The organism is Qipengyuania sp. ASV99 (genome assembly GCF_047872805.1).
Lineage (GTDB): Bacteria > Pseudomonadota > Alphaproteobacteria > Sphingomonadales > Sphingomonadaceae > Erythrobacter.
The window spans coordinates 58,938-83,327 of the sequence record NZ_JBLQUK010000005.1 but is presented as its reverse complement, the minus strand read 5'-3'; the positions used below and the strand labels follow the sequence as shown (position 1 = coordinate 83,327).

Below are 24,390 nucleotides of genomic sequence, written 5' to 3'. Positions count from 1 at the left end.
TCCAAGCCGGGCGGGATTGCTTTTCTGTCTGGAAATGCCTCCGAACGATTGGGTAGTGTCAAATTAATTTGACGCACCCCCGTGTCAGGCATAGCTTTCCCATATGGAGCGTTCTGCCCTCTCGACTCGTCTGGTGCCTATTCCGGCGCTGCGCGATGTTGTGCAATTGCTCAAACCGATCACTTGGTTTCCGCCGATGTGGGCGTTTATGTGCGGCGCGGTGTCATCGGGTGCGGGGCTGGACGGGCGCTGGCTGTTCGTGCTGGGCGGGGTGCTGCTTGCCGGGCCATTGGTGTGCGGCACCAGTCAGGCGGTGAACGACTGGTTCGATCGCCATGTCGATGCGATCAATGAACCCGACCGCCCAATCCCTTCGGGCAGGATCGCGGGGCGTTGGGGCCTGTATATTGCGCTCATCGCCACCGCAATTTCTGCGCTGGTTGCGTGGCTGCTCGGTCCGCTGGTGTTTGTCGCCGCGCTGGTCGGGCTGGCGCTGGCATGGGGATACAGCGCGCCGCCTTTTCGTTTCAAGACGAGCGGCTGGACCGGCCCGGCGGTGGTCGGCCTGACCTATGAAGGGTTGAGCTGGTTCACCGGTGCCGCTGTGATGCTGGGCGCGATGCCCTCTGCCCAAGTGCTGATCGTGCTGGTGCTCTACAGCATCGGCGCGCACGGGATCATGACGCTCAACGATTTCAAGGCGGTGGAGGGCGACCGCGCCACCGGGCTCAGATCGCTGCCAGTTATATTGGGCGTTGCGCCCGCCGCGCGGCTGGCCTGCGCGGTGATGGCGCTGGCACAGATTGCCGTGATCGCGGTGCTGGCGCTCTGGGGCCTTACACTGTCGGCGGTGCTGGTGGGCGGAGTGCTCGCGGCGCAGATCGCGGCAATGCCCAAATTGCTACGTGATCCAAAGCAATATGCGCCGTGGTACAACGGCGTCGGCGTCACGCTTTATGTGCTCGGCATGCTTGCCGCGGCGCTGGGGCTGGGGGGCTATATCTGATGGCTGACCATGCCACGACACAGGCAGGCTTCGGTTGGCTTTCGATCATCCGGATCGGGCTGGTGCAGGCGTGCCTCGGCGGTTTTGTGATGCTGACATCGACCGTGCTCAACCGCTTGATGGTGGTGGAATATGCGATGGCCGCAGCGATTCCGGCAGGGCTGGTCGCGTGGCATTATGCGGTGCAGCTCTCGCGCCCGCTGTTTGGCCATGGCGCAGATAGCGGCCGCCGCCGGACACCGTGGATTGTTGGCGGGATGGCGGTGCTGGCGGCAGGTGCGCTGCTCGCTACAAAGGCGACGCTGATGTTTGCCAATGACGGGCTGATCGCCGCGGTTCTCGCGGTGCTGGCCTACACCCTGATTGGCGCAGGTGTGGGTGCGAGCGGCACTTCGGCGCTTGCGCTGCTGGCGTCATCGGTCGCCCCGCGCCGCAGAGCCGCCGCCGCGGCGCTGACCTGGATCATGATGATTGCGGGAATCGTGATCTCTGCGATCACGGTGGGGGAATTGATCAAGCCGTTTTCGCCCGAGCGGCTGATGGCCGTTGCGCTGGGACTGGCGATGGTCTTGGTCATGGTGACGGCGCTTGCGACCTTCCGACTGGAAACCGGGCGCCATGATTTTGCTGAAACGGCGAAAGACGAACCCTCGCCCGACTTCCGCGCGGCGCTGATCGAAATCTGGAACGAAGCCGCCGCGCGGCGCTTCACCATCTTCATCTTTGTCTCAATGATTGCGTTCAGCATGCAGGACCTGATCCTTGAACCTTTTGCCGGGCTGGTGTTCGGCATGACGCCGGGCGAATCCACGCAATTGGGCGGGCAGCATCAGGGCGGCATCCTGCTGGGCATGATCGTTGCGGGTATAGGCGGCAGCGCATTTGAAGGGCGATTGCCCGCCGACCTCAGGGTCTGGATCGTGGCAGGATGTCTGGCATCGGCGGCGGGTCTGGCGGGCCTCGCGCTCGCGGCGGTCGCGGGGCCGGGTTGGCCATTGGCGATCAATGTGTTTGTGCTTGGCCTTGGCAACGGTGTGTTCGCGGTCGCCGCGATTGGTTCGATGATGGGGCTGGCCGGAGCAGGCGTGAAAACCCGCGAAGGCGTGCGGATGGGCGTCTGGGGCGCAAGTCAGGCGATCGCATTCGGGCTTGGCGGATTGATCGGCGCGCTGGGCGTTGATGCGGCACGCAAAATTCAGGCGCAGGATGGCGGCGCCTTTCAAATCATCTTTGCCATCGAAGCTGCATTGTTTGTGGCCGCCGCTGGATTGGCGCTGCGCACTGGCAATAGCGTCGCGTCCGCCAGTTTCAGCAGGAACGATGGCGGCGACACGGAGAGGGAAGCAGAGGTGTTTGCATGACAGAGACAATCTATGATGCCGTGGTAATCGGCGGCGGCCCCGCAGGTGCGACCGCAGCGACCGATCTGGCGCTGGCGGGTCATTCGGTGCTGCTGATGGAGCGCGGCGGACGGATCAAGCCGTGCGGCGGCGCGGTGCCGCCGCGTATGCTCGAAGATTTCGCTATACCGCAAAGCCTGTTGGTGGCGCGCGCGCGCTCCGCCAGAATGATCGCGCCGTCGGGTCGGGCGGTCGATATGCCGGTGGGGGAAATCGGCTATGTCGGCATGGTCGACCGCGAGGATTTCGACGAATGGCTGCGGATCCGCGCCGAACATTCGGGGGCAGAGCGGCTCAGCGCGACCTTTGAAAAGGTTGAACGCGATGACCGCGCGCATCCGCTGGTGACATTCCGCAGGGTGCGCGGCGGCCCCATCGAGCGCGTCCGCGCACGCTGCATCGTCGGCGCAGATGGCGCGCGCTCCGCGGTGGCCAAGCAATGTCTGCCCAATGCCGAACGGGTCAAATGCGTCTTTGCCTATCACGAGATCATCAAATCGCCTGCAAATGACACGCAGAACTTCAACGCCAATCGCTGCGACGTTTTCTATCAGGGCAAGCTATCGCCCGATTTTTATGCCTGGGTGTTCCCGCATGGCGATACCGCCAGTATTGGCGTGGGCAGCGCTAACAAGGGATTTTCGCTGCGCGGCGCGGTTGCCGAAATGCGCAGCGAGCTTGATCTGACCCGCTGCGAGACGGTGCGCCGCGAAGGCGCGCCGATCCCGCTCAAACCGCTCAAACGCTGGGACAATGGCGCGGATGTCATCGTTGCGGGCGATGCCGCCGGGATCGTCGCGCCGGCATCGGGCGAAGGCATCTATTACGCTATGGTCGGCGGCCGGGTAAGCGCCGAGGCCGCCAGCAAATTCCTGAAAACCGGTGAGGCAAAGGCGCTGAAACTGGCGCGCAGCCGTTTCATGAAGGAACATGGCCGGGTGTTCTGGATCCTGGGGATGATGCAATATTTCTGGTATTCCAGCGACAAGCGGCGCGAGCGGTTTGTCGATATGTGCGATGACAAGGATGTCCAGCAGCTCACTTGGCAAGCCTATATGAACAAACGGCTGGTCCGGTCCAAACCGTTGGCGCATGTCAAGATTTTCCTCAAGGATACCGCGCACCTGCTTGGCCTGAGACCGGCGAGCAGTTAATCAGATGCATATGAGCAAGACTTGGATATTGCCCGCGGTGCTGGCTGCGATTGCGGCGGCGATCGTCGCGATCCTGGGGGCGACGATCACCGATCTCGGCCCGTGGTATCAGGGGCTGGCCAAACCCACTTGGAACCCGCCTGACTGGGTGTTTCCGATTGGCTGGACGCTGATCTATGCGTTCAACACCGGCGCGGTGGTGTCCGCATGGCGGGCCGCTCCGACGCCGCGCGTATCGGACACGGTCATCGGCCTGTTTGCCCTGAACGCCTTTCTCAACATCACCTGGAGCATGATCTTTTTCCGCATCCAGCGACCCGATTGGGCGTTTGTCGAGGTGCTGCTGTTGTGGCTCTCGATCCTGGCGCTGATCATGTATTGCGGGCGGTATTCGCGCAGCGCCGCGCTGTTGTTTACACCCTATCTGATCTGGGTCACTTTTGCCGCTGCGCTCAATTGGGCGGTGGTGGATCTCAACGGCCCGTTTGGCTGATCCTTTCATGGAATTCATAGCGGCTTTCTTTGCGCAAGGTTACGGCGCTGATGTGGTGCTGGCGGTGCTGGCGCTGGAGGCTGCATGGCTGCGCTCGCGCGGTTGGAGCCTCACCGCGATTGCGGGGCTGATCGGTCCGGCGGTGTTTATCGTGCTGGCGCTGAGAGCGGCGCTGGTCGGCGCTGACTGGTGGTGGATTGCGGGCCTGCTGGCGCTGTCATTGCCGCTGCATCTGATGGATTTGCGCACGCGTTTATAAGGCGGCTTGAAGTGGCCGCCTGCCGCTCTGCCAGCTTCATTGCAGCAATCCAACCCTCCAACACAAAGCCCGGCCGCGCATTGCTGCGGGGCCGGGCCTTTGCATGCCCTGTGGTGGGCCGGTTACATCGGAGCGTAATAATGCTCCTGTGCCCACAGGTACCAATTGTCGACCACCGTGCCTGAAAGCAGGATCCCGATGCCACCGGTCAGTGTGGTCAGCACCGCAAACCACCAGGCCCAGCGATGGATCGATTCCATCGTGGCGTTGAAACCCATGGTCCAGCGCCAGAACAATGCACCGCGTTCCGAAGCCGTGCCGCGGTCGGTGATCTGTTCGATCTCCCGCTCACCGCCATAGCGGCCCAGTGCCAGGATCGTCGCCCCGTGCATGGCGAACAGCACCGCTGAGCCATAAAGGAACGCAATCGAAAGCGCGTGGAACGGATTGTAGAACAGGTTCCCGTGAATGAGCGAGAAATTGTTCGTCCAGTCAAGGTGGCTGAAAATGCCATAGGGTACCGCTTCGGACCAACTGCCCATCAAGGCAGGGCGGATAAAGCCCAGCACCAGGAACAGCCAGATGGCCGAGGCAAAGGCCCAGGGAATATGCATCCCCATGCCCAGCGCCCGAGCCCGCATGTAAGTGCGCGCCCACCAGCTCAGCACCGCAATCGTCAGGAACGCGCCGGTCATGATGAACCAGCCGCCCTCATTCAGCGGAACAAAGAAACTGAAACCATATTCCGGACCCGGAGGGTTCAGCGAAAGCCAGAACAGCTCGCGCATAAAGACCTGCGGGCTCCACCCGGCTTGCGCCCAGAAATTCAGGCCGATGATCATGATCGCCGCCGCCCCGAAGGTCAGCGAGATCATTCCGAGCCAGCCGAGATAGACCGGGCCAAACTGCGCCTGACCAATCTTTCCCGCCCAATAGCTGTAACCGGTCAGATTGATCCGGCTATCGCTACCATCGCTGAGCGGAACGCCCATTTCGGGCGCCGCCTTGACCTGAATCTGCGTGAAGATGTTTTGATAAGTAGCCATATCAATATGCTCCTGCTGACCAGATCGGGATCTTGCGCCAGAAATCCCAGAACTCGACCCAGCTGCCGGTGTACAGCGTGCCCGAAATCACGATGCAAATGGCGCTCCAGAACGCAGCGTTCAGCGCGAGCAGAAGGCCAACCCGGTGGATGCCCAATGTGCCGACCGAATATCCGATGAAATCGCGGAAATAAGTGTCTTCATATTCGGGCGTCTTGACGTCAGTGCCTTCTGACGGATTGACCGCAGAAAGAACCAGACCGCCATGCAGCGCAAGCGCGAGACAGTTGGTGAAGAAGAACGTGATCGCCAGCATATGGACCGGGTTGTAATGGAAATTCACATAGGAATATCCGGTGTTCGATACCCAATCCAGATGCGACCAGATGCCATAGGGAAAGGCATTTCCCCATGCGCCCATCAGGAATGGGCGGATCACATTCAAGGTGACGAATGCAAAAACCGCGACGCTGAAAGCGATGGGAACATGATAGCTCATGCCCAGCTTGCGCGAGATTTCTGCCTGCCTTCCAACCCACGAACAGAACGCCACAACCGCGCAGGCGGTGATGATCTGGTGGTAGCCACCCTGATTGAGAGGCATGAAGGCGAGCCCGGCTTCTATCGGCGGTGGTTGAATGTCGATTAGCCAGGGGTTGAGGGTCGGACCCTGAAGCGCAGCGGCGAAGATCAGCATAGTGCCCAAAAGGGCGCTGATCGCCACCAATACTCCAAAGAATCCGACATAAAACGGGCCGACCCAAAAGTCGAATAGGTCGCCGCCGATCAATGTGCCACCGCGCACGCGGTATTTCCGCTCGAAACTGAGGAGCGCCATAGGTCCATCCTTCCCGCCTGAACGGCGGGTGTTTTCGTTTCCGATACGTGTGTGGGAGGCAGGCAGGCGAACCTGCCTCCTCACGGGTTTACGCAGGCTTTAGCCAGCGGGCGAAATGCCGCCGAGCCAATTGTACTTCTCCGTGCTGAGCAGGATGAAGTGGATCGTGAAAGCCAGCACAGCCAGGCCCACATGGAGCGCGACGAGTGTCCGGCGAACATCGAAATGATGCCAAATCTTGTACATAATCAGTTCCTTATACTGAATGGTGGAATGCCATCACGCGCTCCCCCCGAAAGGGAGGCCGTGGCAGCACAAATCCGAAAAATCCGTCAGATCAGACGAACCAGGGTTTCCACCAGTACATCAGAGCATGTGCGACGAGCGCAATGCCGACATAGAGGGTAAAGGTGCCCATGAACGCGCCATGGATTTCCTTTGCCTCATCATCGGTCAGATACGTCCCCACCGAGGGGCGATCAGGATCGGCCATTATAGTTTCTCCGTATAGTTACATTGGAGCGAGGACCGAATGGTCCCCGACGGTATCCGCGCGTGATCCCCCACGTGGATTGCGGATGCCTGTTACTATCAGGCAAAGTCTTGGCCTCGGCGCGGGCGCGGATGATCGGGGCGGGGTGCATTCTCATACGCCCTCCCTTTCAAGCAGCGCCTCGGCGAGGCAATCTTCTGAAACATTCGCAGCGCCCTTGCGGCGGGCGGTGCGTTCTGCGGCGTCGCGCAGCCGCTTTGCTGCGGAAATCCGCACCAGCACCGGTTGCGCTTCGACCAGTTGATCGAGCCGGGTCTTGGCATCATTGTCCCAGATCAGCTCTTCGCGGCGCTCGTCTGCGCCGCCGCGCGCCGGGGTCGGCTCGGCGCGGTCCATATCGGTGCCCAGCGGCAGGATGTGGAACAGCGCATCGAACAGCGCATTGCACACTTCCTGCACCAGATAGGTTGCGCCCGAATAGCCCATGAAGGGGGTGCCGGTGTGGCGGCGGATCGCCGCTCCGGGGAAACTGGCGGGGATGAAGGTGCCGCTTGGTCCCATCGTGTTGGGACATTCGGCCATATACATGCGTTCGTTATAGCTGCCGAACATCACCAGCGGCGGATTGGCTTGGATCGCGGCGCGCACGTCCTCGTTCTTGGGCTTCACCCCGGCGCAGCGCGAAAAGCTCATCGCGCAGGGCAGGCCCATGTCATCTTCTAGGAAGTGGCGGATGCCGCGCGCATAGGTTTCATTGGCGACAATGCCGAAACTGGCGGTGCCAAAGAAATCTTGCGTGACCGAACGCCACAGATCCCACAAAGGTTTGATCGTGGTGTGCTTCTCGCGCTCGATAAACGGTTCGGGGTCCAGCCCCAGTTCTGCGGCAAGCGCGCGCAGGAATTTGGTGGTCGAGGTCAGCCCGATGGGCGCCTGAAAATAGGGCCGCTCCAATGTCTCGCAAAGATTGCGGCCAAATTCGCGGTACATGCAGACATTGGCGTCTGCCGTGCCCAATTGTCGAATGTCGGCAAGGTGGCAGCCCAGCGGAAAGACCACGCCGACTTCGGCCCCGATCCCTTCGACCAGACGGCGGATTTCCGCGAGATCGCTGGGCATGTTGAACATGCCATAGGACGGGCCAATAATGTTGACGACCGGCTTGTCGCCGTCCTTGCGGGCTTTTGGCTGCGGCGCTTTCTTCGGTCCAAACTCGGTCCACAGCCAGGTCAGCGCGCGGTCGGCGCTTTGCCACTGATCCTCGTCGATGGTGCGCGGCAGGAAGCGTTTGATATTGGTGCCTTCGGGTGTGACCCCGCCGCCGATCATCTCGGCAATTGATCCGGTGACAACCACCGCAGGCAATTCGGGATCGAGCGCTTGCCAGGCGCGCTTCATTGCGCCTTCGGTGCCGGTCTTGCCCAGTTCCTCTTCGCCCAGACCGGTGACGACGATGGGCAATTCATGCGGGGGGAGGGCGTCGGTGTAATGCAGCACAGAGGTGACGGGCAGGTTTTCGCAGCCGACCGGGCCATCGATGATGACCTGCAACCCCTTCACCGCGGTGAAGACATAGGTCGCGCCCCAATAGCCGCCAGCCCGATCATGATCGAGAACCAGCGTCATGTGCCCACCGCCTCAGCCGCCTTGCGCGCCGCTTCGTTGAGGGCCGCATATTTCTTGCGGAATTTGGGGCGGTCGACCGGTGTGTCTTCCCACACGCCAGCGGCATGCTGCGTCCCGACGCCTTCGAAAAAATCGCGCATCGCGTCAAAGCGCGCCTTGTTGCCCATCGCGCCGTTGATGACGGTTGCCAGGCTGCCTGCGCCCGCCGGACCCATTAGCGGGCGGGCTGAAATGAGGTTGGTGAAATACAGCGCCGGGACCGCCTTGGCCTTGGCATGCTGCACCACGGGGGTCGTGCCAATCGCCAGATCGGGGCGGAATTCCTCCACTGCGGCGATGTCTTCTTCGAGGCTCGCGCGGAAATTGACCCGCACGCCTTTCGCCTCCAACCATTCGCGGTCGGCATCCGACCAGCGCGTTTTGGGGCAGGCGCTGCCGACATAGGGCACCTCCGCGCCGCTTTCGACCAGCAGGCGCGCAACCAGCAATTCAGACCCTTCATAGCCCGAAACCGTGATCCGCCCCTTGATCGGTTGCGCTGCGAGCGCGCCCTTGATCGCGCCGATCATGGTGTTCTTGACGCTATCAACCTTGTCCTGCGGCAGGCCCAGTGTGTCGCCAAGCGATTGCAACCAAGCCGCTGTGCCGTCTGCGCCCACCGGAGCAGAACCGATGACCGGGCGCCCGGCGGTTTCAAATTCGCGCACGCTGGCGGTGTAGAACGGGTGGATCGCTGCGGCGACGCTGCAATCGAGCGCGGCGTACAGCTCGCGCCATTCGCGGGTCGGCACCACGGGTCCAGCGGCCAGCCCGAGCGGTTCGAGCATCTGCCCGATCACCACCGGATCAGCCGGGAACATCTCGCCCAGCAAAGCGACGCTGGGCCGGTCGCTGCGAGTCTTGGGCGCGGGCACAGGGCCAGTGGCCACTTCCTCGCGCGCATATTTCAGCATTGCCCCTGCGAGCACGTCTTTCGCCTCGGCATGTGTGGGAATGCCAAATCCGGGCACGTCGATCCCGATGATGCGCACGCCGTTGATCTGCTTTTTCAGCAGCCGCAGCGGCACTCCGCTTGCCGTGGGAACGCACAAATTGGTGACGATGATTGCGTCGTAATTGGCGGGATCGGCCAGCCCTTCGACCGCTTCCTTGATATCCTCGAACAATTTGCCCGTGACCAGCGTTTCGGAAGAGAACGGCACATAACCAACCGTCCGCCGCGCGCCGTAGAAATGCGAGGTGAAGGTGAGGCCGTAAACGCAGCAAGCGCTGCCCGACAGCACGGTCGCGGTGCGTTTCATCCGCAGGCCGACGCGCAAACTGCCAAACGCCGGGCACATGCTTTGCGGTTGATCGTGCGGGCCGCGCGCCGGATCGACCGGGTAGTCGGCAGCATATTGGTCGAGAATGTCGCTTTTGCCCGCTTTGCGCGCAGCGTCGAGCATGGTGTCCTTCGATGCGCAGGCCCCGCCGCCATCGGTGCCGGTGGCGAGATTGATCCGGTCAGGGGCGCGTGTCGCGTCAGGGGCAGGCAGTTTGGTCATCAAGCCTCGTCGTAGATCACTTCGAGTGACGGCTTCTGTTCGAACACGCCGCCGCGCATGTCAGCCTGGGTCGCGGGCACCAGCTGAATATCGCCGCCGGTCTGATCGGCGCTGAACAGATTGAGCAACCCGTCCTGATCGAGCGGGGTTGGCTGCAGCGGCGGCGCTTCTGCGACATTAACGGCGAGTGTTTCAAACAGGCTGGCCCATTCGCCGCCGGGAACGCCGATGATCTGGTAATTCGCGCTCTTGCGGCGGATGTCGTCATTGGCGGGGATCGCGGTGAGCACCGGGATCCCGACGCTTTTGGCAAAGGCATGCGCTTCGCCGGTGCCGTCATCCTTGTTCACGATCATGCCCGCCACGCCGACATTGCCGCCCATCTTGCGGAAATATTCGACCGCGTGGCAGACATTGTTGGCGACATAGAGCGATTGCAGATCGTTCGATCCGACCACGATCACTTTCTGGCACATGTCGCGCGCGATCGGCAGGCCGAACCCGCCGCACACCACGTCGCCGAGGAAATCGAGCAGGACATAGTCAAAGCCCCATTCGTGGAAGCCCAGCTTTTCGAGCAGCTCGAAACCGTGAATGATCCCGCGTCCGCCGCAACCGCGCCCGACTTCGGGGCCGCCCAGCTCCATGGCGAACACTCCGTCACGCTGGAAACAGACATCCTCGATGCTGACTTCCTCGCCTGCCAGTTTCTTGCGCGAGGAGGTTTCGATGATCGTGGGGCAGGACTTGCCGCCGAACAGCAGGCTGGTGGTGTCGCTCTTGGGATCGCAACCGATCAGCAGCACCCGCTTGCCTTGCTGCGCCATCATGTAGCTGAGGTTGGAAAGCGCGAAGCTCTTGCCCGAACCGCCCTTGCCATAGATGGCGATGACCTGGGTTTCGCTTTTGACCTCGCCGGTGTGGACCGGGTCGGGTTCGTAGCTGGCTTCTTCGCGGAGCGCGGCGGTCTGTTCGTCTAACATCGTCATGCGGCGTTGCTCCAATCGAGTACCATTTTGAGGCAATCGGGGTCGGTGAAGGCCTGTGGATAGGCCTCCAGCGCCTCGCTTGCCGGGCGGTGATTGCTCACCAGACCGCCGAGATTAAGTTTCCCGCTTTCAATCAGCGCGCGGGTCGCGGCGAGATCGGCGGGTTGCCATTCGGCGGCGATGCGCAGCCGTGCCTCTTTCATAAAGGCGGGCGGGAAAGCGAAATTGATGCGGTCTGCGTAAAACCCGGCGAGGGTGATTTCCCCGCCCTTGGCCAGCCGCCCGATCAGCGCGTCGAAAATATCGGCATCGCCGCTCGCGTCGTAAATTGCGCGGTAGTCGCGGCGTTCATCATCGCCGGGGGCGCATACGTGATAGCCTGTGGCCCCGCCGCAGCGCGCCGGATTGGCTTCCCAGACCGTGGGGGCCGCAGCGCCCATCGCCATGGTGATCCGCGCCAGCAATCTGCCAAGCACGCCGTGGCCAACAATCAGATCGGGCGGGGTGCCGCCGTCTATGGCATGCAGCGCTGTCGCGGCCAGCGCGCAGAGCACGCCGTCCGAACCCAGCCGTTCGGGCACTGGCAGCGCTCGCGCCGAGGGAACAATCACCCGCGCCGCGGTGCCGCCGAACAATCCGCGCGCATCGGCATAACAATTGGCGCCGGGCACAAACACCCATTCGCCAATCCGGCCCTTTGCTTCTGCGCCCGCATCGACGATCCGGCCCACCGATTCGTAACCGGGGACCAGCGGATAACCCATGCCGGGGAAGTCAGGCATCCGCCCGCTCCACAGAAGTTTTTCGGTGCCGCTGCTGATCCCGCTCCACGCGGTTTCGACGAGGACATCACTGGAACCTGCTGCGTTCAGCTCAAGCGATCCAAGCGCAAGGCGCTCGGGTCCCTCAAGTATCACGGCCAGCGTTTCCATTGTTGCCTCGTTCTCCCCTTGTGCGTCCCGTGCAGCGCGTGCCGGGCCGTCTTTTTCGACTCGTCCGGTCCGTCAAACACGGCCTGCGTCATGTGTTTGCTACGCCTTACATACAATAGTGTCAAATAAATCGGACACTGTAGTTTCAGGCAAAGGCGACAATCAGCCCTGCGTTGACCGGTTGCGGGGTTGCGACGGAGCGAATGCGCGAAAATCCGGCGCTGCGCAGCATCGCCGTGATCTCGGCGCTGCTGCGGATGCGGCCAGAGCCCATCGCCCACAGATACATGCCGAAAAACGCCTCTCCCATCGGTTCTGCGCCGGGGACGCGGGCCATGGGTTCAGCGATCAGCAAGCGCGCGCCGGGTTTCAGGCTGGCGCGGATATTGGCGAGCAGCTGCGCTGCTGGTCCATCGTCATGATCGTGCAGGATGCGGACCAGCGAAACGATGTCATACCCGCCCGGAATCGGGTCTTCGAAGAAATTGCCAGGATGCGCGGTGACGCGGTCCGTGCCGATTACCTGGGCAAGTATTTCTGCGCCCGCCTTGGCAACTTCGGGCAGGTCGAACAGACCAAGCTGCAGGCCCGGATTGGCCTCCCCCATGCGCCGCAGGAACGCCCCGTGCCCGCCGCCGACATCCAGCAGGCTGGCTTGCGGCGGGAACCGGAACGCAGCCAGCACCTGATCGGCGACAAAGTGCTGCGAGGCCGCCATCAGCTCGGAATATTCGCGGGTTTCGCGGCCTGCCTCTGCCGCTCCGTGAAGAGCCCCGGCATAGGACCAATAGCGCGACAGATGGGTCGCCTCGGCCCGGTCGCGGCGCAGCAATTCCAGCGGGTCGGCCAGATCGCGGTACAGCAAATGGTGGTGGCGGATCATCGCCTGCGCGCCCTTGTCCGCCGCCAGCACCGCGCCCTGTTCGCCCAGCATCCAGAGGTCCGGCTCGGCCTCTTCGGACAGTTTCAGCGCCCGCGCCGCGCGCAGCAGAGTAAGCGTCGCGGCATCGCTCAGCCCAATCTGTGTGGCCGTATCGTGATGGCTCACCGGCCCATCGGCAAGCGCATCGAACAGCCCGCTTTCCACGCAGGCGCGCAGCGTCTGGCTATAGGTAAAGCCCGCCAGCAGGTCGAAAGCGCTGCTCGCGCGGTTGCGGGCGATGCGGTTGATCAACGGCAGCCGCGCCGCCCAATATTGAAAGCGCGGGTTGGCAAACAGCGCATTGCGCCGCGCGATCATCCGCACCTTGAACGAATGGGGGGATGAGCGGGGTGAAGTTCCAGCCATCACGATTTCAGGAAATTACACCGCATATGTCCAAATGATTGGACAGATGCTACGCAGGCGTCAATGATATTGTGATAAAAGCGCTGCAATCGCAGCAGGTGAGGATGGATGGGCGGCACAGTTGTCGTGATCGGAGCGGGAATGGGCGGGCTGGCCTGTGCAGCCCGGCTTGCCGCGCGCGGATACGATGTGACGGTCGTCGAAAAAGAGGCAGAAGTCGGCGGCAAGGCGCGGCGAATCATGGTCGATGGCCAACCGATTGATGCCGGACCCACCGTTTTCACGATGCGCGATGTGTTCGACGGCATATTTGCCGCTTGCGGAACCCGGATGGAGGATCATCTGCGCCTGCGCCGTGCCGAGGTGATCGCGCGCCACGCCTGGGATGCGGATCAACGACTCGACCTGTTTGCCGACCCGCTCCGCAGCGAAGAGGCCATCGGCGATTTCGCCGGCAGCGCGGCGGCGCGCGGGTACCGCGAATTTCGCCATGAAACCCGGCGCATCCATGACATTCTCGATCAGCCAATGATGCGCGGAGATAATGTCAGCACTCCGCTGCCGCTACTATGGCGGATTGGACTGTGGCGCTTTGATGCCTTTGCCGCGATGCGCCCGCATCAGAATATGTGGAAAGCGCTGGGCAAATTTTTCCCCGATCCGCGCCTGCAGCAATTGTTTGGCCGCTATGCCACCTACTGCGGGTCATCGCCTTTTGCCGCACCCGCCACGCTGATGTTGATCGCGCATGTTGAGGCGACCGGAGTGTGGCTGATCGAGGGCGGGATTCACGCGCTGGCGCAAGCGCTGCGCAAGGTCGCGGAGGCCAAGGGCGCGCGGTTCCTTATGGGCACTGCGGTCACCGAAATCATGACCGAAAGGGGGCGGGGCGCATGCGGGGTGAGGCTGGCGAACGGCGAACAGATTGCCGCCGATGCGGTGATTTGCAACGCCGATCCCAACGCCGTTGCGGCGGGCAAATTTGGCCAACAAAGCGCGCGGGCAATACCTGCGCTGGCACCCGCCAAACGATCGCTATCGGCAATGGTGTTCTATGCCCATGCTAGGACTTCCGGGTTCGAACTGTCGCATCACAACGTGTTCTTCTCCCGCGATTACGCGCGCGAATTTGCCGATATTGCCTCCGGTCATCCCCCGTGTGAGCCGACCGTCTATCTCTGTGCGCAGGATCGCGGCGGCAGGCGTTCCGACGCTGGACCGATCATCAGCGGTCAGCGCGAACGGATCCAGATCATCGTCAACGCACCGGCCAATGGTGACACCCACAATTATCCACCACAGGAGATCGAGCAATGCACAAGCCAGATGAGAGCGACGCTCGAGCGGTGCGGGCTGGAACTGGAACAAGGCACGCCGCAGGAGGCAGCCAGTCCGGCGGAGTGGGAACGGCTGTTCCCGGCCACCGGCGGGGCGCTTTATGGCAGAGCGTCGCACGGCTCGGCGGCATCTTTCCTGCGACAGGGACCGCGCACGCGAATGCCGGGGCTGTATTGCGCGGGCGGAGCGACGCATCCCTCAGCCGGGGTCCCGATGGCCGCCTTGTCCGGGCTGCTCGCGGCGAAAAAGGTTCACGCGGACCTCGCTTTGACGCACCGATCCAGCCGGGTGGATACAGTTGGTGGTATATCGACGCGATCAGCGCGGACGGGCGTCACGGGCTGACCATCATCGCCTTTTTGGGCAGCGTGTTTTCCCCCTATTACAAGGCCAGCGGGCGCGGCGATCCGATCGACCATTCCTCGCTCAATGTCGCGCTCTATGGCCCGCAGCACCGCTGGGTCATGACCGAGCGACCGTCCGCCAATGTCGCCCGCGATCCGAGCAATTTGACCATCGGCGCGAGCCAGGTGCGATGGGATGGCAATGCGCTGGAAATCGAGATTGAGGAACGCGACACACGGCTGTTCAATCCGGTCCACCGGCGGGTGCGCGGCACGGTGCGGGTTATCCCCGAGGCGCTCAATCCGACCAGCTTTGCGCTCGATCCGGCGCAGAACCACATCTGGCACTGCATGGCTCCGCGCGCCCGGATCGAGGTGACGATGGTTCAGCCCGATCTGAGCTGGAGCGGTCAGGGCTATTTCGACCACAATCGCGGGCGCGAGCCGTTGGAGTCGGGCTTCAACACATGGCATTGGTCGCGCGCGCATATGAAAGAAGGCGCCGTGGTCTGTTACGAGGGCGAACGCGGCGACGGGTCATTGTTTGCCAGCGCCATCCGGTTTGACCGCCACGGTATCCCGGCTGAAGCCGATCTGCCCGCCATCGCCCACCTGCCGCGCAGCAAATGGCAGGTTGAGCGCCGCACCCGCTCCGAAATCGGAGTCGCAGAAGTTCGCCGGACGTGGGAGGACACGCCGTTTTACGCGCGCTCGCAATTGGCATCGAAACTCTATGGCGAAGAGGTGGTGGCGATCCAGGAAAGCCTCGACATGCGCCGCTTTGCCTCACCCGCGGTGCAATTCATGCTGCCCTTCAGGATGCCGCGCAAGGCGCTTTAGTTTTTGTCGTCACCGGCGTCCGAAGACCCGGCTTCCTCGGCTTCCCTTGCTGCGCGCGCCTCGCGGCTCTGGCGCACTTCGCGGCGCATCTTCTGCCATTGCCAGATACCGAAACCCATTGCGATGCCGTAGAAAAAGACCAGTTCAATCCATGCAATATTGCCCATCGGATGCTCCTGTTCAGGTGGCCGGGGTCATGTTCTCGGCGGCAAATTCCGCGATCAGCCGCGCGCTGATCTCCGGCGCTTCTTCATGCGCAAGATGCCCCAGCATCGGCAGGCTTTCCAGCCGAGCATTTGCCAGCCAGCCCTGCGCCTCGCGCGCCCAGTCGAGCGGGATCGCGGCGTCCTTGTCCGAATGCAGCAGCAGCACCGGATTGGCGATCTCGTGCATCCGGCTGCGCAGTGCGGGCAGATCCCAGTTCGCCATCATCGCCAGCGCGCCTTTGGTGTGGCCAGGGTTGCGCAGCAGCGCGGCGTAACAGGCCAGCCCTTCGGCATCCACGTGTGACGCTGTGGCGCGGTAGATGAACCGTTCGCCCTCGCTGCCAAAGCTGGCGGCGGCGGAGAACAGGCGCGGCACGAAAGGATTGACGAACAACAGCTTGGCCAGCGCCGGAAACATTTGCGCCGCCGGGCCGGGGAACGGTCGGAGCGCCGAATTAAGCCCGATGATCGGCCCGCTGTGTTCATGGTCGAGCGCCAGTTGCAACGCCAGCGCCGCGCCCGCCGAATGTCCGGCGATAATGTCGGGCGCAAATTGCTCAGCATCCAGCAGCCGCGCGGTCGCCGCCGCCATCCGGGGCAGCGACATATCCTCTGGCGGGTGGCCGGTGGTGAAGGCATGGCGCGGCAGGTCGGGTGCCAGCACCTCAAATTGCTGGGCGAGCAGCGGCATCAGCCCGCGCCAGCTGTGCACCGAAGCGCCCGTCCCGTGGAGCAGCAGCAATCGCGGCATGCCCGCCGTTCCCATGCGCTGAACATGCCAAAGCGCTGTGCCGACGGGGACGAACCGGCTCGCCTCGCGGTGCGGCCAGATGCGCCCCTCGCGGTCCCAGTCGAGCGCGCGGCTCATGCCGCAGCCAGCGCGGGATTGCTTGCCGAAATGGCCTTGTGCAGCGCCTTTGCATCGGCGCGGGGCAGGGCGAGATAGCGTCCGTGCAGCGCAGCGGCGAGCGCAGGCCCTTCGTGCCCCGGCCGCGCCGAAATATCGACCACCAGCGTATCAAACCCCATCCGGGCGATGGCTCTGGCAGCGCATTCGGCATCCTCGCCCGCCTGTTTGCGCCCCGGTGCACCGTCGGCGGCGATGTTGGCGCGGCCATCGGTCAGGATCACGATCGATGGGGTGCGCCCCCGCGCCGCAACCGCCTCCGCCGCCTCGCGCGCTGCATTCAGCCCCATGGCGAGCGGGGTGCCGCCGCCTCCCGGCAATTCGGCCAAGGCGCGGCGCGCGCGGGTAAGCGAGCGGGTGGGGGGCAGCAAATGCTGCGCTGTGTCCCCGCGAAACGCCAGCAGCGCCACTTCGCTGCGGGTGACATAGGCCTGCGCCAGCATCAGCTCGACCGCGCCCTTGGCCTCGGCCAGCCGCGCGGCGGCGGCAGAGCCGGAGGCGTCGACCGCAAAAATCGTGACCCGCGCGGATTTCTCTTCAAAGCGGCGCACGCGCAAATCTTCCTTGCGCATCAGGATCGGCGCGTCTGGGTCTGCGCCGGCCTCGCCACCCAATTCTCTGCGCCGCACCCCCTGCCACGGCACTGCCGCGCGCAATGTGTCGATCAGCGCCAGCCGCGCCCCGCCGCGCGGCATTCCGGGACGCGCGCCCAATGGCTTGCCGCGCAGGCCCGATTTGCGCCGCTGCCCGCTGCCCGAAGCACCCGCGCGGCGCGGGGCCTGCCCTTTGGCAAGCTGCGCCAGAAGGTCCGCCGGGATTGCCGCTGCGGCGGCCTCAACCAGCAGATCTTCGAGCGTCTGATCGGGGTCCTGCTTGTCGCTATCGGAGGGATCGTCCTCCGGTTCGGGCGAGGGCGGCGGTTCTTCGGGCGGCGCGTCCGGCTCCATCTGCGGAAGCTGCGTCGCGCGCGGAGCCAGCACCAGCCGCACTGCCGCCTCAAGGTCTGTTTGCACTGCGGCCGCGCGGCCATACAGCGCCGCATGCGCGCGCGCCGCGACCTCCGCAAACAGCAAAGCGCGCATGGAGGACACCCCCAGCGCTGCCGCCGTGACAGCAAGCGCCTGCAGCGCGTCGCCACTCAGCGGCGCGGCATCGCGCAGGTCGGTGCTCGCGGGCTCAAGGGAAAAGTCCTGCCATTCGCGCGACGCAGCAAGATCGCAGATAAAGCTCGCGCGCTCCATCAAGGCTGGCGGCGGCGTGTCCTCTGCCTCAATCCCGTCATCAAGCAGGATGAGCGCCACCCGCCGTTCATCCAGCGCCTGCGCCAGCCGCCCGGCGATACCTTCATCCAGCCGTTCCGCCATTGGCACGATCAACGCGCCGCCCGCCGCTTCGGCCAGCAATCCCCTGGTGGCAATCGGTTTGCCCGCGGCAAGGCTGGCGGCGATGTCGATCCCGCCCAGCAAGCGGTCATCATCGACATGGCCCGGCAGGCGGCGGGTCGGCATGGCCAGCGCCAGCGCCTGCACCACGGCATCGCGCGCCGGGCTTGACCCGCGCAGCACCAGAACGCCAAAGGTCAATGGGGCAAGGGCAAACAAACGGGCGGCAAGCGCCGCATCATGCGCGGGATCGATTGGGGGGTCAGGGGCGTCCCCCGCGTTCACCCGAACAGCTCGGCAATCGCGCGGGTGATGCGCACGGTCGAACCGGTTTCGTCGAGGACATCGCGCCGTAGGCGGTGGCGCAGCGCCGAAGGGGCAATCTCGATCAGATGTTCGCGCCGCACCGCCTTTGCGCCTTTCAGCGCCGCCAGCGCCCGCGCCGCGCGCATCAACGTCAATTCTCCGCGCAGCCCATCCGCCCCCACCGCCAGACAGAGATGCGCGGCATCGGTCATCAGATCATCCGAAGCCTCAAGGCTGCTCAGCCGCGCCTTGCCGCGCGCGACTTGCTTGAGGATTTTGGCGTCCTCGCCCGCCCAATCCGCCGCGAAACCTTCGGGGTCGCGTTCATTTGCCGCAACCAGCCGCATGATCGCCACCCGCACTGCAATGTCGGTGGGGGTGCGGACCTCCACCGAGAGGCCGAAGCGGTCGAGCAATTGCGGGCGCAATTCGCCTTCTTCGGGATTGCCGCTGCCGATCAGCACGAATTTCGCGCGGTGGCGCACCGACAACCCCTCACGCTCGACCACGTTTTCGCCCGAAGCCGCGACATCCAGCAGCAGATCGACCAGATGGTCTTCGAGCAAATTGATCTCGTCAATATAGAGAAACCCGCGATGTGCCTTGGCCAGCAGGCCCGGCTCAAACGCCTTCTCGCCCGACCGCAGCGCGCGTTCAAGATCGAGCGAACCGATCACGCGGTCTTCGGTCGCGCCCAAGGGCAGATCGACAAACGGAACCGGGCGTTTGCGCACCCGGCCCGAATGGCACGGGTCGGGGCAGGTGCCGCGCTGTTCCCCCTCGCAGCCATAGCGGCAATCCTCGACCGCGCTGATCGGCGGTAGCAGTCCCGCCAGCGCGCGCGCCGCGGTGCTTTTGCCGGTGCCCCGGTCGCCAAACACCATCACCCCGCCAATCGCGGGATCGACAGCCGCGATCAACAGCGCCTGCTTCATTTCGTCTTGCCCGACGATGGCGGAGAAGGGGAAGCGAGCCATGGTTTCAGACCTTTGAACAATTGCGCGCATTTGGACAAGGCTGAGCGGCGCGGCGGGTGACAATTTTGCCTGACACTTTATCCAACGACGCCACAGTCAGGATGACTTGCGCCCACTGCGCGTCAACAGCAGCACCGGAAGCAATCCTGCCGCGAGCAGGATCAACGCGGGAATAGAAGCCTCAACCAGCCGTTCATCGCTGGCCAGCCGGTATGTGCGGGTTGCCAGTGTTTCGAGATTGAACGGGCGCAGGATCAGCGTCGCGGGCAATTCGCGCAAAGTGTCAATGAACACCAGCGCGGCGGCGGCGGCGAGGCTGGGGCTGAGCAACGGAATATAAATGCGCGCAAGCACCCGGCGCGGCCCCGCACCCAGCGACCGCGCGGCGGCGTCAAGCGAAGGTGGAATCTTGCTCATCCCGCCATCGACCGTGTTGAACGCGACCGTCAGGAACCGCACCGACAGCGCATAGATCAACACCGCGCTGGTCCCGGTCAGGATCAGCCCGCCAGAATATCCCAGCGCGCCCTGCGCCCAGCGGGTCAGGCCGACATCGAAGGCCCCCAGCGGGGCGAGCAAGCCCACCGCGAGCAAGGCTCCGGGCAGCGCATAGCCCAGCGTCGAAACCCGGATGGCGGCGGCGGCCACGCGGCTGCTTGATCGTGCTCTTGCAAATGTCAGCACCAGTGCCGCGACCAGACAGGCGGCGGCGGTCGCCAGACCAAGCCACAGGCTGCCGCTGATATAGGCGGGCAGATCGCCGGTCGCCGCAATCGCCGTTTCGCTCAGCCCCAGCCAGCCCAGATGCGCAGCGGGGATGACAAAGCCGAGCAGCACCGGCAGCGTGCAGGCGAGGCATGCCAACCCCTGACCCGCCCGCGACAATTCGATCAGCGGAGTGCCGTCCTCACGCGCAGTCAGACCATCCTTGCTGGCGCTCCGCCCGCTGCGGCTGCGCGCTTCCCATGCGATCAGCGCGATGACAAAGATCAGCATCATCGCCGCCAGTTTGAGCGCCGCCTGTTTGTCCCCCATCGCCAGCCAGCTGCGGAAAATGCCGGTGCTGAACGTGGGAATGGCGAAATATTGCGCCACCCCAAAATCAGCCAGCACCTCCATCAACACCAGCGCCAGCCCGCCCGCAATGGCGGGGCGAGCGGCGGGCAGGGCGACCCGCCAGAACGCCTGCCACGGACCTGCGCCAAGACTGCGCGCGGCGCGAAACTGATTGCGGCTTTGCGCGGCAAAGGCAGCGCGGGCGAGGAGGTAGACATAGGGGTAGAGCACCAGCCCGAGCACGAAGGCTCCGCCGCCAAGCGAGCGGATCTGCGGGAACCAATTTGCACTGCGTGTCATAGCGCGCAGAACGCTCTGCACCGGCCCGCTGAAATCGAGCAGGTCGGCGTAGATATACGCGCCGATATAGGCGGGCACAGCCAGCGGCAGGACCAACGCCCAGGCCAATATGCGGCGTCCGGGAAAGCGCGCGGCGCTCACAAGCCATGCGCACAAAGTGCCGGTGACCGCAGCGATGCCGCCCGCGCCCAGCATCAGCAGCGCGGTGTTGGCGACATATTCGCCCAGCACAGTGCGCGAAAGGTGCGCGATGGCTTCTAACCCGCCGCTGGGTGCGGACAGCACGATTGCAGCAATCGGCAGCGCGGCGAGCGCGGCGAGCAGGATCGCCGCACCGCTCCAGACGTCGATCGCCGTGCCGATACTTTTGCTGCGTGCTGCAACACTTGCGCGCAGGGCGGCGGATTGCGTAAGGCGGCTCACCGGCATTCCAGCCAGCCTTCGCCGCATCGGACAATCTTTTGAGCCTCGAATTTCGTCATATTGCCCATGCTTACGGAGAGGTCGCCGCGTTGAACGATGTGTCGTTCACCGCACCAACCGGAGAGATCACCTGCCTGCTTGGATCGTCAGGCTGCGGTAAGTCAACCTTGCTCAGCCTTGCCGCCGGGCTTTTGCCGGTGCAGCGCGGCAGTGTGCATGTGGCGGGTGCCTTGCTGGCGCAGCCCGGCACCAACCCGCCGCCAGAGGCGCGCTCGGTGGGGCTGGTGTTTCAGGATCTGGCGCTGTTCCCGCATATGAATGTCGCGGACAATGTCGCCTTTGGGATGGCGCGGGTGGATCGCGGCGCGGTGGACGGCTGGCTCGATCAGGTCGGGCTGGCGGGGCTGGGCGGGCGGTATCCGCATGAACTTTCGGGCGGGCAGCAGCAACGCGCCGCGCTCGCCCGCGCCATGGCACCGGGGCCTGCGGTGCTGCTCATGGATGAACCCTTTGGCAGCGTCGATATCGTGCTGCGTCGGTCGCTGCGCCGCGAATGCCGGATGCTGCTGCGCGAGCGGGGCACGACCACGGTGCTGGTGACGCATGACCCCGAAGAAGCGCTGGATGTGGGCGACCGGATTGCGGTGATGGAGGCCGGGCGGATCGTGCAATTCGGGACACCGGAGGATTTGCATGAGCGGCCCGTCACTGCCTCTGTCGGGGCGATATTTGGCGGAGCGCAGGTGATGCAGGCGGCCCGCGAAGGGGAGTTTTTGCAGACGCCGCTTGGGCGATGGCCGCTTTCCTGTGTTGCGGGCGATGTGCCCGATGCGGCGCTGCTGGACATATTGATCCATGCCGAAACGCTCGATTGCGAGGCTGACGCGCAGGGGCTGATCGTGCGCGATGTCCATCCGCTTGGCGTGGCCAGCCGCGTGTTGCTGCGCACCGCCGACCAAGGGGAGATTACCGTGCAAACAACCTCGCCGGTCGAACAGGGCGGGCGCTACCGAGTGGTGCCGCGCGACCGCAGCGTAAGAGCCTTTGCGCGCAATTAAAGCTTGTATTGCTCAAAATACTATTGCAACGCATTCGCAAGAATGACGAAGGGATTTCCAATGAAGCGCTTGATTCTCGCCGCGCTGGCGCTGACCGCCGCCGCCTGTTCACCCAGCGACGAAGGGGCGGACGCGGATGGCGCTGATGCCGCTGCGGCCGGAGAGGTCAATATCTATTCCTCGCGCCATTATGATACCGATCTGGCGCTGTATGACGATTTCACCAAGGCCACCGGGATCAAGGTCAACCGCATCGAAGCCGAAGCCGATGCGTTGATCGAACGGATCGCGAGCGAGGGCGAATTTTCGCCCGCCGACATCCTCATCACGGTCGATGCCGGGCGGCTGTGGCGCGCCGAGGAAGCGGGCGTGCTATCGCCGGTTGATTCCGCCATTCTGACCGAACGTCTGCCTGCCCATCTGCGGCATCCTGAAGGGCTGTGGTTCGGCCTTTCGACGCGGGCGCGGGTGATCATTTACAACAAGGAAGCGGGCGCTCCGGCGGGACTGGAGACCTATGCCGATCTCGCCGATCCGGCCTATCGCGGCGACATTTGCATGCGGTCATCCAGCAACATCTACAACATCTCGCTGCTCTCCAGCATCATCGCCCACCGCGGCGCGGATGCGGCTGAGGCCTGGACCAAGGGCGTAGTCGCCAATTTCGCCCGCGATCCGCAGGGCAACGACACCTCGCAGATCGAGGCGGTGGCCGCTGGCGAGTGCCGGATCAGCCTCGTCAACACCTATTACCTCGCGCGGTTCGCCGGGGGGGACGCCGACCAGCAGGCGATCTTTGACAGCATCGGGGTGATTTTCCCCGATCAGTCCGGGACCGGAACGCATGTCAACATCAGCGGAGCAGGCGTGGTCAAACAAGCCCCCAACCGCGCCAACGCCATCGCGTTTCTCGAATATCTGACCTCGGAAAGCGCGCAGCGATATTTCGCTGATGGCAATAATGAATATCCCGCCGCCACCGGTCTGGCTGCCAATTCGGCGGTCGAACGGCTCGGCCCGTTCAAATCCGACACGCTAAACGCCGCCGAAATCGGCCGGGGTCAGCGCGAGGCGGTGGAGATATTCGACCGCGCAGGCTGGAACTGAGGCGAGGCAGCAAACGCAGGGGTGAGGGCGCGCCGGGGCAATCCAATTCAAGGCGCGCTTTCACCCCTTATCACTAAACTACCTTGAAGCTCAGCGGTGAAACGTTCATTTGCGCGCTCAATCCGGGCCTGCCGCCAGCGTGGGTCGCTCAAAAAATTGAGGCCAGATTTTGACTGACATCACCGCCGCATCGCCGATCCCGCCCCGCGAAGCTTTTGCCGAAAGCGGCGCGATCTCGGTGGAGACGATCACCCACGTCCACCAATGGAACGACGACCTGTTCAGCCTCAAGATGACCCGCCCGGCCTCGTTCCGGTTTCGCTCGGGCGAGTTTATCATGATCGGCCTGCCCAAGGATGATGGCAAGCCATTGCTGCGCGCCTATTCGATGGCCTCACCCAGCTATGAAGAGGAGCTCGAGTTTCTCTCGATCATCGTGGCTGACGGCCCGCTGACCTCGCGGCTTCAGCATATCCGGCCGGGCGATCCGATCTATCTCGGCAAGAAGCCGACCGGCACGCTGGTCACCGATGCGCTGCTGCCGGGCAAACGGCTGTTCATGCTGTCGACCGGCACCGGCCTCGCCCCGTTCATGAGCCTTGTGCGCGATCCCGAGGTTTACGGCATGTTTGAAGAAGTGATCGTGGTGCATTCGGTGCGCCGCGTGGCCGACCTTGCCTATCGCGAGCTGCTCGAAAGCAAGCTGGAGGGCGACCCGCTGCTGGAGGATGAAGACCGCGCGCGGATGATCTATGTCCCCACCGTCACGCGCGAGCCGTTCCGCACGCAGGACCGTATTCAGGTGCTGATCGACGATGGCCGCCTGTTCGCAGACAGCAAAGGCCCCAAGCACTTCGTTCCGCAAGAAGACCGGGTGATGCTGTGCGGCAGCATGGGCATGATAAAAGATCACGCCGCCGACCTCGAAGCGCGCGGCTTTACCGAAGGCGCGAACAACAAACCCGGCCAGTTCGTGATCGAACGCGCATTTGTGGGGTGATTGCGCGGGCAGTAACGGCGCGCGTTCATCGGAGCGACAGGAAGTTCGCTTCACTCTCAGGCGGCTAAGGAGAATCGA

24 protein-coding genes are annotated in these 24,390 nt (G+C 63.7%); 10 read left to right on the top strand and 14 right to left on the bottom strand.

Features of this window, described 5'->3' with window-relative positions; all coding sequences use genetic code 11:
* Positions 1-103: 103 nt before the first annotated feature.
* The 5 genes from chlG to ACM64M_RS07975 are packed head-to-tail and all read left to right on the top strand — an operon-like array spanning position 104 to position 4,312.
* Positions 104-1,006: a chlorophyll synthase ChlG gene (gene chlG / locus ACM64M_RS07995; protein ID WP_416228153.1), complete on the top strand. Its 903-nt coding sequence runs from the start codon at positions 104-106 to the stop codon at positions 1,004-1,006.
* Entirely contained in the window at positions 1,006-2,367 is a 1,362-nt protein-coding gene (locus ACM64M_RS07990; RefSeq protein WP_416228152.1) for a BCD family MFS transporter, read from the top strand. The genes chlG and ACM64M_RS07990 overlap by 1 nt, the downstream gene beginning before the upstream one ends.
* Positions 2,364-3,560 (top strand): geranylgeranyl diphosphate reductase, encoded by a 1,197-nt coding sequence (locus tag ACM64M_RS07985; RefSeq protein ID WP_416228151.1) that lies wholly within the window; start codon positions 2,364-2,366, stop codon positions 3,558-3,560. The genes ACM64M_RS07990 and ACM64M_RS07985 overlap by 4 nt, the downstream gene beginning before the upstream one ends.
* Positions 3,561-3,570: 10 nt before the next feature.
* Entirely contained in the window at positions 3,571-4,053 is a 483-nt protein-coding gene (locus ACM64M_RS07980; RefSeq protein ID WP_416228150.1) for a TspO/MBR family protein, read from the top strand.
* Positions 4,046-4,312: a hypothetical protein gene (locus tag ACM64M_RS07975; protein ID WP_416228149.1), complete on the top strand. Its 267-nt coding sequence runs from the start codon at positions 4,046-4,048 to the stop codon at positions 4,310-4,312. The genes ACM64M_RS07980 and ACM64M_RS07975 overlap by 8 nt, the downstream gene beginning before the upstream one ends.
* A gap of 122 nt (positions 4,313-4,434) precedes the next feature.
* Here ACM64M_RS07975 and pufM read toward each other — a convergent pair whose 3' ends face one another.
* The 9 genes from pufM to ACM64M_RS07930 form a co-directional block, all read right to left on the bottom strand.
* Positions 4,435-5,358, bottom strand: a complete 924-nt coding sequence (pufM, locus tag ACM64M_RS07970) for a photosynthetic reaction center subunit M (protein ID WP_416228148.1) — start codon at positions 5,356-5,358, stop codon at positions 4,435-4,437.
* Between the two features lies 1 nt (position 5,359).
* Positions 5,360-6,196, bottom strand: coding sequence for a photosynthetic reaction center subunit L (gene pufL, locus ACM64M_RS07965; RefSeq protein WP_416228147.1), 837 nt, complete (start codon positions 6,194-6,196; stop codon positions 5,360-5,362).
* Between the two features lie 99 nt (positions 6,197-6,295).
* Positions 6,296-6,442 (bottom strand): light-harvesting antenna LH1, alpha subunit, encoded by a 147-nt coding sequence (gene pufA / locus ACM64M_RS07960; RefSeq protein WP_416228146.1) that lies wholly within the window; start codon positions 6,440-6,442, stop codon positions 6,296-6,298.
* Positions 6,443-6,533: 91 nt separating this feature from the next.
* Positions 6,534-6,689 (bottom strand): light-harvesting antenna LH1, beta subunit, encoded by a 156-nt coding sequence (pufB, locus tag ACM64M_RS07955; RefSeq protein WP_416228145.1) that lies wholly within the window; start codon positions 6,687-6,689, stop codon positions 6,534-6,536.
* 153 nt (positions 6,690-6,842) lie between these two features.
* Positions 6,843-8,315 carry a chlorophyllide a reductase subunit Z gene (bchZ, locus tag ACM64M_RS07950; protein WP_416228144.1) on the bottom strand — a complete coding sequence of 491 codons (1,473 nt, stop codon included), beginning with the start codon at positions 8,313-8,315 and terminating at the stop codon, positions 6,843-6,845.
* Entirely contained in the window at positions 8,312-9,859 is a 1,548-nt protein-coding gene (bchY, locus tag ACM64M_RS07945) for a chlorophyllide a reductase subunit Y (RefSeq protein ID WP_416228143.1), read from the bottom strand. The genes bchZ and bchY overlap by 4 nt, the downstream gene beginning before the upstream one ends.
* Positions 9,859-10,848, bottom strand: coding sequence for a chlorophyllide a reductase iron protein subunit X (locus tag ACM64M_RS07940; protein ID WP_416228142.1), 990 nt, complete (start codon positions 10,846-10,848; stop codon positions 9,859-9,861). Before ACM64M_RS07940 ends, bchY begins: the two co-directional genes overlap by 1 nt.
* The gene (gene bchC / locus ACM64M_RS07935) at positions 10,845-11,780 is read right to left on the bottom strand and encodes a chlorophyll synthesis pathway protein BchC (RefSeq protein WP_416228141.1); all 936 of its coding nucleotides are present in this window, start codon (positions 11,778-11,780) and stop codon (positions 10,845-10,847) included. Before bchC ends, ACM64M_RS07940 begins: the two co-directional genes overlap by 4 nt.
* 145 nt (positions 11,781-11,925) lie before the next feature.
* The gene (locus ACM64M_RS07930) at positions 11,926-13,068 is read right to left on the bottom strand and encodes a methyltransferase (RefSeq protein ID WP_416228140.1); all 1,143 of its coding nucleotides are present in this window, start codon (positions 13,066-13,068) and stop codon (positions 11,926-11,928) included.
* 108 nt (positions 13,069-13,176) lie between these two features.
* On the opposite strand from ACM64M_RS07930, the gene crtD reads away from it, so the two are divergent.
* Together crtD and ACM64M_RS07920 are read left to right on the top strand one after the other, a co-directional pair.
* The gene (crtD, locus tag ACM64M_RS07925; RefSeq protein WP_416228139.1) at positions 13,177-14,751 is read left to right on the top strand and encodes a 1-hydroxycarotenoid 3,4-desaturase CrtD; all 1,575 of its coding nucleotides are present in this window, start codon (positions 13,177-13,179) and stop codon (positions 14,749-14,751) included.
* A 23-nt stretch (positions 14,752-14,774) separates the two neighbouring features.
* Positions 14,775-15,590, top strand: coding sequence for a hydroxyneurosporene dehydrogenase (locus tag ACM64M_RS07920; protein WP_416228138.1), 816 nt, complete (start codon positions 14,775-14,777; stop codon positions 15,588-15,590).
* Here ACM64M_RS07920 and ACM64M_RS07915 read toward each other — a convergent pair.
* From ACM64M_RS07915 to ACM64M_RS07895, 5 genes are all read right to left on the bottom strand, one after another.
* Positions 15,587-15,757 (bottom strand): hypothetical protein, encoded by a 171-nt coding sequence (locus ACM64M_RS07915; RefSeq protein ID WP_416228137.1) that lies wholly within the window; start codon positions 15,755-15,757, stop codon positions 15,587-15,589. The two genes, ACM64M_RS07920 and ACM64M_RS07915, sit on opposite strands and share 4 nt — an antisense overlap.
* 13 nt (positions 15,758-15,770) lie before the next feature.
* A complete protein-coding gene (bchO, locus tag ACM64M_RS07910) occupies positions 15,771-16,664 on the bottom strand; it encodes an alpha/beta fold hydrolase BchO (protein ID WP_416228136.1) in 894 nt (297 codons plus the stop codon).
* A complete protein-coding gene (locus tag ACM64M_RS07905) occupies positions 16,661-18,370 on the bottom strand; it encodes a magnesium chelatase subunit D (RefSeq protein WP_416228135.1) in 1,710 nt (569 codons plus the stop codon). The genes bchO and ACM64M_RS07905 overlap by 4 nt, the downstream gene beginning before the upstream one ends.
* On the bottom strand, positions 18,367-19,368 hold the full coding sequence (locus tag ACM64M_RS07900; RefSeq protein WP_416228134.1) for an ATP-binding protein: 1,002 nt from the start codon (positions 19,366-19,368) through the stop codon (positions 18,367-18,369). The genes ACM64M_RS07905 and ACM64M_RS07900 overlap by 4 nt, the downstream gene beginning before the upstream one ends.
* A gap of 96 nt (positions 19,369-19,464) precedes the next feature.
* On the bottom strand, positions 19,465-21,153 hold the full coding sequence (locus ACM64M_RS07895) for an ABC transporter permease (protein WP_416228133.1): 1,689 nt from the start codon (positions 21,151-21,153) through the stop codon (positions 19,465-19,467).
* Between the two features lie 32 nt (positions 21,154-21,185).
* Between ACM64M_RS07895 and ACM64M_RS07890 the strand changes: the two genes are divergently transcribed.
* The 3 genes from ACM64M_RS07890 (at position 21,186) to ACM64M_RS07880 (ending at position 24,312) form a co-directional block, all read left to right on the top strand.
* Entirely contained in the window at positions 21,186-22,205 is a 1,020-nt protein-coding gene (locus tag ACM64M_RS07890) for an ABC transporter ATP-binding protein (protein ID WP_416228132.1), read from the top strand.
* A 60-nt stretch (positions 22,206-22,265) separates the two neighbouring features.
* Positions 22,266-23,312, top strand: a complete 1,047-nt coding sequence (locus ACM64M_RS07885) for a Fe(3+) ABC transporter substrate-binding protein (RefSeq protein ID WP_416228131.1) — start codon at positions 22,266-22,268, stop codon at positions 23,310-23,312.
* Positions 23,313-23,481: 169 nt separating this feature from the next.
* Positions 23,482-24,312, top strand: a complete 831-nt coding sequence (locus ACM64M_RS07880) for a ferredoxin--NADP reductase (RefSeq protein ID WP_416228130.1) — start codon at positions 23,482-23,484, stop codon at positions 24,310-24,312.
* Positions 24,313-24,390 lie beyond the last annotated feature (78 nt).

What these genes read in the sequence shown, in the direction of transcription:
- pufL (WP_416228147.1), bottom strand. Translation starts at nt 6,196, where the DNA reads ATGGCGCTCCTCAGTTTCGAGCGGAAATACCGCGTGCGCGGTGGCACA.
- bchZ (WP_416228144.1), bottom strand. Translation starts at nt 8,315, where the DNA reads ATGACGCTGGTTCTCGATCATGATCGGGCTGGCGGCTATTGGGGCGCG.
- ACM64M_RS07980 (WP_416228150.1), top strand. Translation starts at nt 3,571, where the DNA reads ATGAGCAAGACTTGGATATTGCCCGCGGTGCTGGCTGCGATTGCGGCG.
- bchY (WP_416228143.1), bottom strand. Translation starts at nt 9,859, where the DNA reads ATGACCAAACTGCCTGCCCCTGACGCGACACGCGCCCCTGACCGGATC.
- pufB (WP_416228145.1), bottom strand. Translation starts at nt 6,689, where the DNA reads ATGGCCGATCCTGATCGCCCCTCGGTGGGGACGTATCTGACCGATGAT.
- ACM64M_RS07940 (WP_416228142.1), bottom strand. Translation starts at nt 10,848, where the DNA reads ATGACGATGTTAGACGAACAGACCGCCGCGCTCCGCGAAGAAGCCAGC.
- ACM64M_RS07900 (WP_416228134.1), bottom strand. Translation starts at nt 19,368, where the DNA reads ATGGCTCGCTTCCCCTTCTCCGCCATCGTCGGGCAAGACGAAATGAAG.
- ACM64M_RS07885 (WP_416228131.1), top strand. Translation starts at nt 22,266, where the DNA reads ATGAAGCGCTTGATTCTCGCCGCGCTGGCGCTGACCGCCGCCGCCTGT.
- ACM64M_RS07915 (WP_416228137.1), bottom strand. Translation starts at nt 15,757, where the DNA reads ATGGGCAATATTGCATGGATTGAACTGGTCTTTTTCTACGGCATCGCA.
- bchC (WP_416228141.1), bottom strand. Translation starts at nt 11,780, where the DNA reads ATGGAAACGCTGGCCGTGATACTTGAGGGACCCGAGCGCCTTGCGCTT.
- chlG (WP_416228153.1), top strand. Translation starts at nt 104, where the DNA reads ATGGAGCGTTCTGCCCTCTCGACTCGTCTGGTGCCTATTCCGGCGCTG.
- ACM64M_RS07895 (WP_416228133.1), bottom strand. Translation starts at nt 21,153, where the DNA reads ATGCCGGTGAGCCGCCTTACGCAATCCGCCGCCCTGCGCGCAAGTGTT.
- crtD (WP_416228139.1), top strand. Translation starts at nt 13,177, where the DNA reads ATGGGCGGCACAGTTGTCGTGATCGGAGCGGGAATGGGCGGGCTGGCC.
- bchO (WP_416228136.1), bottom strand. Translation starts at nt 16,664, where the DNA reads ATGAGCCGCGCGCTCGACTGGGACCGCGAGGGGCGCATCTGGCCGCAC.
- ACM64M_RS07990 (WP_416228152.1), top strand. Translation starts at nt 1,006, where the DNA reads ATGGCTGACCATGCCACGACACAGGCAGGCTTCGGTTGGCTTTCGATC.
- pufM (WP_416228148.1), bottom strand. Translation starts at nt 5,358, where the DNA reads ATGGCTACTTATCAAAACATCTTCACGCAGATTCAGGTCAAGGCGGCG.
- ACM64M_RS07930 (WP_416228140.1), bottom strand. Translation starts at nt 13,068, where the DNA reads ATGGCTGGAACTTCACCCCGCTCATCCCCCCATTCGTTCAAGGTGCGG.
- ACM64M_RS07985 (WP_416228151.1), top strand. Translation starts at nt 2,364, where the DNA reads ATGACAGAGACAATCTATGATGCCGTGGTAATCGGCGGCGGCCCCGCA.
- pufA (WP_416228146.1), bottom strand. Translation starts at nt 6,442, where the DNA reads ATGTACAAGATTTGGCATCATTTCGATGTTCGCCGGACACTCGTCGCG.